The 11,299-nt window shown below is 71.2% G+C and carries 11 protein-coding genes; 6 read left to right on the plus strand and 5 right to left on the minus strand.

Annotation, left to right across the window (positions count from 1 at the left end):
* Positions 1-44: 44 nt before the first annotated feature.
* From ACFWGJ_RS35025 to ACFWGJ_RS35035, 3 genes are read right to left on the minus strand one after another with little or no spacing between them, the layout of a single operon-like run.
* A complete protein-coding gene (locus tag ACFWGJ_RS35025) occupies positions 45-965 on the minus strand; it encodes an MBL fold metallo-hydrolase (RefSeq protein ID WP_387332660.1) in 921 nt (306 codons plus the stop codon).
* Positions 962-2,302: an MFS transporter gene (locus ACFWGJ_RS35030; protein ID WP_387332662.1), complete on the minus strand. Its 1,341-nt coding sequence runs from the start codon at positions 2,300-2,302 to the stop codon at positions 962-964. Before ACFWGJ_RS35030 ends, ACFWGJ_RS35025 begins: the two co-directional genes overlap by 4 nt.
* The gene (locus ACFWGJ_RS35035) at positions 2,299-3,177 is read right to left on the minus strand and encodes an alpha/beta hydrolase (RefSeq protein WP_387332664.1); all 879 of its coding nucleotides are present in this window, start codon (positions 3,175-3,177) and stop codon (positions 2,299-2,301) included. The genes ACFWGJ_RS35030 and ACFWGJ_RS35035 overlap by 4 nt, the downstream gene beginning before the upstream one ends.
* Before the next feature lie 270 nt (positions 3,178-3,447).
* Here ACFWGJ_RS35035 and ACFWGJ_RS35040 point away from each other — a divergent pair, with 270 nt between their 5' ends.
* The 6 genes from ACFWGJ_RS35040 (at position 3,448) to ACFWGJ_RS35065 (ending at position 8,972) form a co-directional block, all read left to right on the plus strand.
* A complete protein-coding gene (locus tag ACFWGJ_RS35040) occupies positions 3,448-4,926 on the plus strand; it encodes a 2-hydroxymuconic semialdehyde dehydrogenase (protein ID WP_387332666.1) in 1,479 nt (492 codons plus the stop codon).
* Positions 4,923-5,744 carry a 2-keto-4-pentenoate hydratase gene (locus ACFWGJ_RS35045; protein WP_387332668.1) on the plus strand — a complete coding sequence of 274 codons (822 nt, stop codon included), beginning with the start codon at positions 4,923-4,925 and terminating at the stop codon, positions 5,742-5,744. Before ACFWGJ_RS35040 ends, ACFWGJ_RS35045 begins: the two co-directional genes overlap by 4 nt.
* The gene (locus tag ACFWGJ_RS35050; RefSeq protein ID WP_387332669.1) at positions 5,741-6,208 is read left to right on the plus strand and encodes a RidA family protein; all 468 of its coding nucleotides are present in this window, start codon (positions 5,741-5,743) and stop codon (positions 6,206-6,208) included. The genes ACFWGJ_RS35045 and ACFWGJ_RS35050 overlap by 4 nt, the downstream gene beginning before the upstream one ends.
* Positions 6,205-6,732, plus strand: a complete 528-nt coding sequence (locus ACFWGJ_RS35055; protein WP_387332671.1) for a 3-hydroxyanthranilate 3,4-dioxygenase — start codon at positions 6,205-6,207, stop codon at positions 6,730-6,732. Before ACFWGJ_RS35050 ends, ACFWGJ_RS35055 begins: the two co-directional genes overlap by 4 nt.
* 4 nt (positions 6,733-6,736) lie before the next feature.
* Entirely contained in the window at positions 6,737-7,732 is a 996-nt protein-coding gene (locus ACFWGJ_RS35060) for an amidohydrolase family protein (RefSeq protein ID WP_387332673.1), read from the plus strand.
* Between the two features lie 298 nt (positions 7,733-8,030).
* A complete protein-coding gene (locus ACFWGJ_RS35065) occupies positions 8,031-8,972 on the plus strand; it encodes a LysR substrate-binding domain-containing protein (protein WP_387332675.1) in 942 nt (313 codons plus the stop codon).
* 500 nt (positions 8,973-9,472) lie between these two features.
* Here ACFWGJ_RS35065 and pdxA read toward each other — a convergent pair whose 3' ends face one another.
* Both pdxA and ACFWGJ_RS35075 read right to left on the minus strand, forming a co-directional pair.
* Positions 9,473-10,504, minus strand: coding sequence for a 4-hydroxythreonine-4-phosphate dehydrogenase PdxA (pdxA, locus tag ACFWGJ_RS35070; RefSeq protein WP_387332677.1), 1,032 nt, complete (start codon positions 10,502-10,504; stop codon positions 9,473-9,475).
* A gap of 62 nt (positions 10,505-10,566) precedes the next feature.
* The coding region (locus tag ACFWGJ_RS35075; protein WP_387332679.1) for a nucleotide-binding domain containing protein at positions 10,567-11,299 on the minus strand (733 nt) is incomplete at its 5' end.

The following is an 11,299-nucleotide window of genomic DNA, read 5'->3' on the forward strand; positions in this document are numbered from 1 at the left end:
CGGAGGACGACGTCCTCCGAGGCACAGCGGTCGTCGCCGGTCCGTCATCGGGTGGCGGGCTCGCCCGCCACCACGTACCGGCCCGGGCGATGGAGATCAGCGGCAGGGGCGAAGGTGAACCCGGAGCCGTGACGGCCGACGCGGCCGGCGGACGGGGCCGCGAAGTGCGCGGGCACCATCGCGGTTCCCGTGTCGGCGAGCCATTCCAGCGTCCGCCTGCGGGTGCGCGCCGACAGTTCGGGGTCGACGCAGTACCGGGTGCTGGCGTCCGGGTCCATCAACTGGAGCGGGTGGTGGAGGATGTCGCCGGTGAGCAGCAGGCGGGCCCGGGAACCGGTGACCAGGACGGCTGTGTTGCCCGGGGTGTGACCCGGTGCCGGGCACAGCCGCACATGCGGGCCGATCCCGGCGTCCGGGGGTGTCAGATCCAGCAGCCCCGCCTCGGCGACCGGCTCGATGCTGTCGGCCAGGTAGTCGCCGGTCCGGGTCATCGCCGCGGCCCCCGCCGCCGAGCGCCAGTAGTCGTACTCCGGAGCGGTCAGCACGTGCCGGGCCTTGGGGAAGGCCGGTTGCCAGCGCCCGTCCGACCACCGCGTCGCCCAGCCGACGTGGTCGACGTGCAGATGGCTGAGGACGATCGTGGACACGTCGTCGGCGGACAGCCCGGTCGCCGTGAACCGCTGCCACCAGCCGCTGTCCAGGCGGTCGAACTCCGGCCTGCCGCGGTGCTTCCCGTCGCCGACGCAGGCGTCGACGAGGATCCGCTCGTGCGGGGTGACGACCAGGAAGGCCTGCATGGTGAAGACCAGCTGTCCCCGCCCGGGTTCGGACCAGGGCTCCTCTGCGGCCCAGCCGGAGGGCACGCCCGGGTGTCCGGGGAAGAACTCCGCCGGGTCGATGAGCAGCCGCGGTGTCTCCACGATCGGCACCACCGCGACGTCACCGAGATCGAACCAACCACTCATCGTGCCGTCACCTCCCGCTGTTTCGGTTCCGCGTCCTCGGCCCCGCCCGTCCGGTCGGCCGCGTGGGGCAGGCGCCACAGCACCGCCGCGCTCACGGCCGCCACCACCACCGGAATGGCGGTCAGCAGCACGATGTCGTCGCCGGGGAGCGAGAGCGCGAGGAGGACACCCGCCGTGGCCGGACCCACGATCGAGCCGACCCGGCCCAGGGCCGCGGCCCAGCCCACTCCGGCGGTCCTGGTGGCCGGCGGGTACATCGCCACCGCGAGGGTCAGCTGACCGATCTGGCTGGCCGTGACACCCGCGCCGGAACCGGCGAGTGCGAGCAGCAGCGCGGTGTGGTCGGTCCCGACGGTGGCCGCGCAGACCATCGACGCCGCGCCGATCACCGGCATCACCATCAGCGCGAACCTGATCCCCTTACGGGCGGCGAGCAGCAGGAGCACGATGCCGCCGATGACCCCGCCGAAGCTCAGGAAGGCCAGGCCGATCGGGGCCTGCGAGGCGGAGAAGCCGTACCCGGTCAGCAAGGTGGGCACCCAGGACTGGAGGGTGTAGCTGGCGATGAAGACCAGGAAGGCGAAGATCCACAGCAGTACGGTGGCGGCGCGCAGCCCGGGTGCGAACAGCGCTCCGACTCGCGCCTCGCGCGCGGCGGTCGCCGAGTCGTCGGTTCCGGCCGCGGTCAGCGCGCCGTCCGCGGTCCCGGGCGCCGGCGCGGCAGGCAGCCACCGGCCCATCAGCACGGCCAGCAGCAGCGGCAGTGCGCCGCCGATCCAGAACACCCCGGTGGCTCCGACCGTCGTCAGCATGCTGCTGCCGAAGACACCGGCGACCGTCCCGCCGAAGGCGAGTCCGAGGGTGACCGTGACGGAGACCGTCTGGCGTTGCTCGTCCGGGTGGTGCGCGGTGGCGAGGGAGACGGCGCCGGGCAGCACCACGCCGAGTCCGAGGCCGGTGATGAACCTGACCGTGCTCAGCGCGGTCAGTGACTCCAGGGGAAGCACCAGGGCGGTGGCCAGCGAGCCCACCGCGAACAGCACGGTCCCGGCGATGAGCATCCGCCGCAGGCCAAGCCGCACCGCGAGCCTGCCCGAGGCGAGGTAGCCGAGCACCACGCCGATGTTGGTCAGTACCACCGCCGGGGTGAAGTCGGCCGAGGCGACGCCCCACTGCTCCGCCAGTGAGGGCAGCACGAAGGAGAGCGACGCGGAGTCGAAACCGTCGAGCAGCACCGCGAGAAAGGCGAATCCCACCACGCCGAAGCGCATCCCGCGAAAACTCGCCAGGACGCTTGCCCGACCGCTCCCTGCCGCCGTGGTTGCGTCGTGTCTCATCGGGTGCCTCCGAAAACTACCTGGTGTGCGGCTTCGAACAGCTCCGACTTCGGTTCGGCGAAGGCGGTGGCGGTGCCGATGTGGTCGGTCGCGGTCAGGGCCACGGTCACCGGTGGCCGGCCCGCGGCGGTCAGGGCCTCGACGAGCAGCCGTCCCTGACGGGTCAGCCACAGGTCGTCGTCCGCCTTGCGGTTGGGCTCCGGATCGCCGAAGGAGACCACCACCCGCTCGGGGCCGCGGCTCACCCGCAGGGCGGGGCTGAGCCGCAGGGCCTCGGCCGGGTCTTCGACCATGTCCCGCAGGTCGGTGGGCGCGCTCATGCACACGGTGCCCGCCACCGGACCGGGGGAGCTGTCGGTCAGCGTGACCATCGCCGCCAGGTGACCGCCCGCGGAGTGCCCGGCCACGGTGATGCGTTCCGGGTCGCCCCCGTACCGGGTGGCGTTCGCGCGTGCCCACTCCACCGCCAGAGCCGCGTCCGCGACGGCGTCGGCGATGGTGTGGCGTGGTTCGAGCCGGTAGCCGCAGGACAGGAAGACGGCGCCCGCGTCGACCCAGGGGCCGGCGAGGTGGTCGTAGTAGGCCGGGTGGCCCTCGCGCCAGCGCCCGCCGTGGAAGTACACGATGACCGGGCGGTCGCCGGATCCGGCGCCGGTGGGGACAGCCGACGGCCCCGGGTGGTAGACGTTCACCAGTTGGTGGGCGTCGGGACCGTACGTGAGGTCGACCTCATGGGGCACCCGTGAGCGCAGCTCCTGGCGGCGGTGTGCGGCGTGCCGATAGAAGCCCGGCCAGTCGGGGTGATAGTCCTCCGGGCGTCGACAGGTGAAGAACTCGCGGGTGTCCGCCGGACGGACTGCTCGATGTGCGGGCACTGCTCCTCCTCGTCATGGCCGGTGCCCTGACGGCTCCGGATGCGCAGTGGTCCGTATCATCGCCAGACCCTCGGCAGCTCGGGTAATGCCTACTTCGTCCGCACCTATCGCCATACGGTCATACCGGGGTGTGCGTGCCCTCTCGTCCGGCTTCGCACGGCGGGCGTAGCTGACCGTCCTCGCAGCCCGCTCCCGCTATGCCTGATCGGCTATGGCCGAAGCCCGGAACGGTATTGGACGGGCATGGAAAGGCGATCGTACGGTCCCCTCATGAGTGACGATTCGCCAACCGAGGTCGTTCAGCTCCGGAACTTCGTCGACGGAAGCTTCGTCGAAGGAGCGGACACGTTCGACAAGATGAGCCCGGTCGACGGGACCCGTGTCGCCGTGGTGCACGAGGCCGGGCAGGAGACGGTGGATGCCGCCGTACGGGCCGCGCGCCGGGCGTTCGACGGCCGCTGGGGCCTTTCCACGGACCGGGACAGAGCCGCCCTGCTGAGGCGCATCGCCGACGGGATCGAGGCGCGTTTCGAAGAGTTCGTGGACGCCGAGATCCGTGACACCGGCAAACCGGTGGCGCTCGCCCGCGAACTGGACGTGGCCCGCGCGGCGGCGAACTTCCGGTCCTTCGCCGACACGATCTCCTCCGCCGGTCTGGATTCGTATCTGACCGACACGGCCGAGGGCCGCGGTGCCCTCAACTACGCGGTGCGCAAGCCGCTCGGTGTCGTGGCCGTCATCGTGCCCTGGAACCTTCCGCTGCTGCTGCTCACCTGGAAGGTGGCACCGGCCCTGGCCTGTGGCAACGCCGTGGTGGTCAAGCCGTCCGAGGAGACCCCGTCGACGGCGACCCTGCTGGCGGAGGTCATCGCCGAGGCGGGCGCGCCCAGCGGCGTGTACAACGTCGTCCACGGCTTCGGTCCGGGCTCGGCGGGCGAGTTCCTCACCCGGCACCCGGGGATCGACGGGGTCACCTTCACCGGCGAGTCCTCCACGGGAGCGACCATCATGAAGGCGGTCGCGCCGCGCGTGGTGCCCGTCTCCTTCGAACTGGGCGGCAAGAACGCGGCCGTCGTCTTCGACGACTCCCCGCTGGAGCGGACCCTCGACGGGCTGACCCGGTCGCTGTTCCTGAACACCGGCCAGGTCTGCCTGTGCACCGAGCGGGTCTACGTCCAGCGCGGTCTCTTCGACGAACTGGCGGCCGGGATCGCCGAGCGGGCCCGGGGACTGCGCCTGGGCCGCCCGCACGCCGCCGGCACGACCACCGGCCCGCTGATCTCCCAGGGGCACCGGGCCAAGGTGATGGCGTATCTCGACCTCGCCGTGCAGGAAGGTGCGGAGGTCCTCGCCGGGGGCGGCATACCCGATCTCGGCGAGGACCTGGCGCACGGCGCCTGGATCGAACCGACGGTGTGGACCGGCCTGGACAACTCCTGTCGTACCGTGCGCGAGGAGGTCTTCGGTCCGGTCGCCGCGCTGATCCCCTTCGACACCGAGGAGGAGGCGATCGGCCTGGCGAACGACACCGAATACGGGCTGGCCGCCTCGGTGTGGACCAACGATCTGAACCGGGCCCACCGGGTGGCGCAGGCGATGGACGTCGGCCTCTCCTGGGTCAACACCTGGTATCTGCGTGACCTGCGGGCCCCCTTCGGCGGGACGGGCCGCTCCGGTATCGGACGCGAGGGCGGAAAGCACTCGCTGCACTTCTACACCGAGACGACGAATGTGTGCGTGGCCCTGTGACCGACTCGACCTCCCCCCTCTCCCGGTACGCCTCGGCACTCGACGAGGCCGTCACCTCCAAGCGGGCGATCGCGCAGCTGAGCCCGACCGCCTCCCTCACGCTGGACGACGCCTACCGTGTGCAGGCGCTCGGTTCCGATCTGCGGACGGCCCGCGGTGACCGTCTCGTCGGCGTGAAACTGGGGTTCACCAGCAAGGCCAAGGCTCTGCAGATGGGCGTCTCCGACGTCATCTTCGGCCGTCTGCACGCGCGCGGCGAGTACGCCGACGGTGGCAGCGTGGCCCTGGAGGCCTTCATCCACCCGCGTGTCGAGCCGGAGGTGGCCTTCCGCCTCGGTGCGCGGTTCGACCCGCGCGCCTCGGCCGATCCCGAGGCCGAGCTGCGGGCCGCCGTCGACGCGGTCGCCCCCGGCCTGGAGATCATCGACAGCCGCTACGCGAACTTCAAGTTCTCCCTCACCGACGTCGTCGCCGACAACACCTCGGCGGCCGGGTTCGTGACCGGCGCCTGGCAGCCGATCGATCTCACCTCCGACGCGGCCCGCTTCGACGGCCGGCAGGTGACTCTGGAGATCGACGGCGCGGTCGCGGCCACCGGGAGCACCAGCGACATCCTCGGTGACCCGGTTCTCGCCCTGCCGGCCATCGCACGCATGGCCGCGGCCCAGGGCGTCGTCCTGCCCGCCGGTTCCGTGCTGCTGGCCGGGGCGGCCACCGCCGCGGTCGCCCTCCCGGGCGGGGTCACGGTCAGCGCGACCGTCCCGGGACTCGGCTCCGTCAGCGTCACCACCACCGGCACACCCGCGGAGGAGCGATGACCGACGAATCCCTCGTGGCCGAAGCAAAGGACAAGTCCCTCGTAGTCGAAGGGAAAGCCACCCCCCGTGGCCGATTCCCGCACGTCAAGGTCGTCGGTGACCTGGTGTTCGTCTCCGGGACCAGCAGCCGCCGCCCCGACAACACCTTCGCCGGGGCCGGCGCCGACGCGATGGGGGTGACGGACCTCGACATCGAGGCGCAGACCCGGGCCGTGATCGAGAACATCCGTGACGTCCTCCACGCCGTGGACTGCACGCTCGACGACCTGGCCCAGGTCACCACCTATCTGGTCAGCATGAACGACTTCGGCGGCTACAACCGCGTATGGGCCGAGTACTTCGACGCCTCCGGTCCCACGCGCACCACCGTCGCGGTCCACCAGCTTCCCCACCCGCATCTGCTCATCGAGATCCAGGCCATCGCCGTACGCCGGCCGGGCCGTACCACCGAGGAGAACTCATGACGTCGTCACTGCCTCCGGTCTTCAACTTCCCGAAGTGGCTCGCCGAGCACGAGCACCTGCTGAAGCCTCCGGTCAACAACAAGGCGATGTGGGACACCAGCGGTGACTTCATCGTGCAGATCGTCGGCGGCCCCAACCAGCGGCTCGACTTCCACTTCGAGCCGTTCGAGGAGTACTTCTACCAGGTCAAGGGCAACATGCATGTCAACGTGATCACCGAGGACGGTCCGCAGCGCGTGGACATCCGCGAAGGCGACATGTGGCTGCTGCCCGGCAACACCTGGCACTCGCCCCAGCGTCCGGAGGAAGGATCCATCGGCATCGTGGTGGAGCGCGTCCGCCCCGAGGGGACGACGGAGCAGTTCGGCTGGTTCTGCCTGGAGTGCGGCACGAAGGTGCACTCGGTCGAGTTGCAGGTGCGGGACATCGTCGCCGACCTGCCTCCGGTGTTCGAGACCTTCCACGCCTCCGTCGAGCAGCGCACGTGCGGAAACTGCGGCACGCTGCACCCCGGTAAGGGCTGATCCGGTGTCCGATGTCATCGACGTACACACCCATTACGTCCCCGCCGCCTGGCCTGACCTCGGTCCCGGCCGGCCCTGGCTGCGGGTGGAGTCCGAACGCCAGGCGATGATCATGGTGGGGGAGACCGAGTTCCGGGCCGTCGAGTCGAACTGCTGGGACGCGTCGGTCCGACTGGCCGACATGGCAGCCGACGGGGTGCACGCTCAGGTGGTCTCGCCCACACCACTGTTCTTCGGGTACGACCTGAGCGGCGCCGAAGCGGTCAAGGTCTGCCGGATCTTCAACGATCTCGCCCTGGAGATCTGCGCACCCGACAGAGAACGGTTCATACCGTTCGCCCAGGTCCCCTTGCAGGACCCCGACGCGGCCTGCCGCGAACTCGACCGCTGCCTGGACGCCGGGCATGTGGGCGTGGAGATCGGCAACCACGTCGGCGACCAGGACCTCGACGCGGAAGGTGTCGTCACCTTCCTTCAGCACGCGGCCTCGCGCGGCGCGCCGGTCTTCGTGCACCCCTGGGACATGCCCACCTCCCCGCGGTTGGACCGCTGGATGGCGCGGTGGCTGACCGGGATGCCGGCGGAGACCCATCTCTCCGTGCTCGCCATGATCCTCGGCGGAGTGTTCGACCGGGTGCCGGACTCGCTGCGGATCTGTTTCGCGCACGGCGGCGGATCGTTCGCGTTCTGGCTGGGGCGCCTGGAGAACGCCTGGCATCGCCGCTCCGACATCATCGCCACCTCACAGCTGCCGCCCTCGTCCTACCTCGGCCGGTTCAGCGTGGACAGCGTCGTCTTCGACCCCGTGGCACTGCGCACGCTGGTCGACACCTTCGGCGCGGACCACGTGATGCTGGGCAGCGACTATCCCTACCCGCTGGGCGAACGGCCCGTGGGCCAGGTACTCCGGAAGGCCAACTTCCTCAGCGCCGCGGAGCGCGAGGCGATCTCCGGCGGCAACGCGCTGCGCTGGGTCGGGCGCGTGCCTGCCGATCGCTGACGTGTGATGCCGATCGCTCGCTGACGTGCTCTGCCGGTCGCTGACGGGCGAACCGGCCCTCGGCAGGTGGAGCTCCAGCCGAGAGGCATCCGCTCAGTGGGGATCAGTGGGGACCGGTGGACCCTGGTACGTGTCAGCACGGCCTGGATCCACCGGTCCGTTGCCGGATCAGGCCCGTTGCCGGAGCAAGTCTGTCGCCTGGCCTACGGACCGCGGTCTCCACCAGCGGGTATGTCCGTGGTGACGCAGACAGCCGTGAACCTATGCCTCATGACTCAAGGCGGTCTAACGTTCTCGTATGGAAATACCGCGGATGTTGGACGGGCGGCTGAAATTCCGCCACCTCCTCCTCGTCGAGGCGCTCTCCGGCCAGGGGAGTGTGGTCGGCGCCGCGGCCGCGCTCCATGTCACCCAGCCCGTGGTCACCCGCAGTCTCCAGGATCTCGAACGCATCCTCGGCGTCACCCTCTACGAACGCGGCCCGCGGGGGATCCAGCCCACCGAGTTCGGGGACGCCTTCACCCAGTACGCCCGGTCGGCGCTTGCGCAGATGAACCAAGCGAGCCGGCATCTGCAGGAGATCGCCGATGCCAGCCGTGGCCGCGTGGTCATCGGCACCCATCTCGCGGGTTCCAACCTCCTGCTGCCGCGGGCCATCGCCCGGATCAAGCAGGACCGTCCCGCCTTGCGGATCGTCGTGCGCGAAGCGACGCCGGAGGCGCTGCTCGAAGACCTCGTCGCAGGCAAGATCGACTTCATCATCGGCCGCCTGGCGACGGTTCCTCCGGAGGGGACGAGCCAGCAGACGCTGCACGCGGAGACCATCCGCGTGATCGCGCGCAGCGGACACCCGCTCGCGGATCGCACCCGGATCCCGCTCGACGAGTTGATCGCCTACCCGTGGATCCTGCCGGGGGTGGAGACGGCGCTGCGCGCGGAACTTGAGGAGTTCTTCCACCGCAACGACTGCTCCCTGCCCCCCAACCGCGTAGAGACGACCGCGTTCCTCACCATCCGCCAGCTCCTCGTGGAGACCGACATGGTCGCCGCGCTGCCGGAACTCATCGGCGCGAGCGACCCCCGGCTCACCGCACTGCCGATCTCGCTCGACCTCGTCGGCGCACGCGTCGGTATCACCCTCGCGGCCGGACGCCGCCTGAGCCCGGCCTCGGAGGCCATGATGCAGTCACTCGTCGCCATCGCGGACTCCGTGCGGCCGCGGACGGCTCCATCCGACTGACGGCCGGCCTCGTGACGCCCGGTGGTTTGCAGGGCGTGTGGCCACCGGCGTGGCGGAACGCCCGGGGCGGCAGGTGCCGTTGCGGTAGCCGGTGCGGTGCGGTCCGGTCGGGTGCCCGAGCCAGGTGCGAGGGCCGAGGCCGCGGACTCGGGCGTCTGGGACGTCGCCGATACGAGAATCGGTGCCGCGGCGGAGGTGACGGTAACGCACGGCCGGTGCGGCGGCTGGTACGAAGCGCCGGTGAGCGCATGGTCGAGTGCGCGGTCGGCGGTGAGGCCCGGCACCGCCAGGCCCCCCGCGTGGCGCCAGGGCCGAGCCGGACGACGGTCTCGCCGAACGGCTCGCCTCCCGGCTGCGGTGCACCGCCTTCCGGCCCGCCGGCCCGAAGGCCCGCGCACCATGTCCATGTCCATGTCCGTGCTGGAGCCGATCAGTGACGCCACGGTCCTGGGGGCCAAGGGCAGTGCCGAGTACAGAGACGGTTACGCGTTGCGGACGCCCTACGAGGGCCTCCGGGCCATCTCGGCCGCCTGTCGCAGGGCCTCGATCATGCTGCCGGGGTCGGCCCTGCCCGTGCCGGCGATGTCGAAGGCGGTGCCGTGGTCGACCGAGGTGCGGATGACCGGCAGGCCGACGGTCAGGTTCACCCCGGCGTCGAGTCCGAGCACCTTGACCGGGCCGTGTCCCTGGTCGTGGTACATGGCCACGATCAGGTCGTAGTCGCCGCGCCCGGCGAGGAAGAAGGCGGTGTCGGCGGGCAGCGGCCCGTGGACGTCTATGCCCTCGGCCCGTACGGCTTCCAGGCCCGGAACGATCTTCTTCTCCTCCTCTCCGTAGCCGAACAGGCCGTTCTCCCCGGCGTGCGGGTTGATGCCGCACACGCCGATGACGGGGGACGCGACCCCCGCCCGCACCATGGCCTCGTGGCCGCGCCGCACGGTACGGGCCACCAGACCCGGTTCGATTTTCGCGATCGCGTCGATCAGGCCGATGTGCGTGGTGACGTGGATGACCTTGACGGTGGGGGTGGCGAGCATCATCGACACCTCGTCGACTCCCGTGAGGTGCGCGAGCAGTTCGGTGTGGCCGGGGAAGTGGTGGCCGCCTGCGCGCAGGGCCTCCTTGTTGAGAGGGGCCGTGCAGATCGCATCGACCTCGCCGGCCTGCGCGAGCTCCGCGGCGACGCGCACGTACTGGTACGCCGCGTCGCCCGCCACCGGCGAGATCTCGCCCCAGGGGAGGTCGGCGGGAAGCACATCGAGGTCGATGACGTCGATGCGCCCGGGAGTGGAGGCCGCCTGCGCCGGGGATTCGACCGACACGATGTCGGTGGTCTCCGCCACTCCGAGGAGTTGCGCCGCCTTGCGCAACCGCGCGGCGTCCCCGATGACGACGTGCCGGGACCGTTCCCGGGTCGGCGCATCACGCAGCGCGCCCACGATCACCTCGGGTCCGATGCCTGCCCCGTCCCCCATGGTGATCGCGATGACGGGGAGGGTGGTGGTGTCCGCGTGAGAGGCGGCTGACTTCATGGGTGGCCTTCCGTTGCAGGGATCAGGGGTGTACAGCGGGCGCGGTGTTCAGGAGACGGGGCTCACGGGAGGTGTGCGGATGTCAGCGCCCGCACGATGTGCAGCAGCGAGTCGGCGTCGCCGAAGCTGCCGGGGCGGGTGACGATCGCACGGCCGTCGGGGGCGGCGCAGAGTACGGCGCCGTGGTGGACCTGGCCGAGGGCTTCGAGCTCGGTCACGCCGAGCGCGTCCAGGGTGCGCCGCGCCGTCTCGCCGCCGGTCAGGACGAGGTCGAGGGGCGCGGAGTGACGTTCGACCGCAGTGGCGACGGCGGTGGCCAGCGCCTGCGCCAGCCGGCGCGACGAGGTGGGGGCCACGTGCGGGGCGATGGTGACGACCGTGACGGACGACGGGTGCGGCAGCGTCAACGGGCCGGCGGGTGTGAAGAGCTGGGTCTCGGACAGCGCGAGGTGGGCGGCACCCGCCCGCACCAGCCGTCCGACCTGTTCGACGGCCGATGGCTCCGCCGTGCCGACGACGACCAGCACGGGCCGCGGCTCTGCGCCCCGGGGTGCCGGGCGTCCGCCGTCATCCGCCGTGGCGCGGGGACCGGTTGAACCGCCCGGGACGGTCGCACTGACCGAGGCGGCTGATTCCGCTGAGCCGACGGGAGTCACCGTGCGCCGCACCGCGGCGGCGAGGCCGCCCGAACCCACCAGCCGCATGGCCGGCGCGGTGCGCAGCGCGGCTCCGGCGACGGCGTCAAGATCGGCGTCCGTCTCCGCGTCGCAGACGGCGATGCGGCCCGCCGCGGCC

It is taken from the genome of Streptomyces sp. NPDC060205 (assembly GCF_042728395.1).
Lineage (GTDB): Bacteria > Actinomycetota > Actinomycetes > Streptomycetales > Streptomycetaceae > Streptomyces.

Bases quoted from the DNA above. Each gene is read 5' to 3' on its own strand.
- ACFWGJ_RS35025 (WP_387332660.1), bottom strand. From the start codon at position 965: ATGAGTGGTTGGTTCGATCTCGGTGACGTCGCGGTGGTGCCGATCGTG.
- ACFWGJ_RS35030 (WP_387332662.1), bottom strand. From the start codon at position 2,302: ATGAGACACGACGCAACCACGGCGGCAGGGAGCGGTCGGGCAAGCGTC.
- ACFWGJ_RS35040 (WP_387332666.1), top strand. From the start codon at position 3,448: ATGAGTGACGATTCGCCAACCGAGGTCGTTCAGCTCCGGAACTTCGTC.
- ACFWGJ_RS35050 (WP_387332669.1), top strand. From the start codon at position 5,741: ATGACCGACGAATCCCTCGTGGCCGAAGCAAAGGACAAGTCCCTCGTA.
- ACFWGJ_RS35055 (WP_387332671.1), top strand. From the start codon at position 6,205: ATGACGTCGTCACTGCCTCCGGTCTTCAACTTCCCGAAGTGGCTCGCC.
- ACFWGJ_RS35065 (WP_387332675.1), top strand. From the start codon at position 8,031: ATGGAAATACCGCGGATGTTGGACGGGCGGCTGAAATTCCGCCACCTC.
- pdxA (WP_387332677.1), bottom strand. From the start codon at position 10,504: ATGAAGTCAGCCGCCTCTCACGCGGACACCACCACCCTCCCCGTCATC.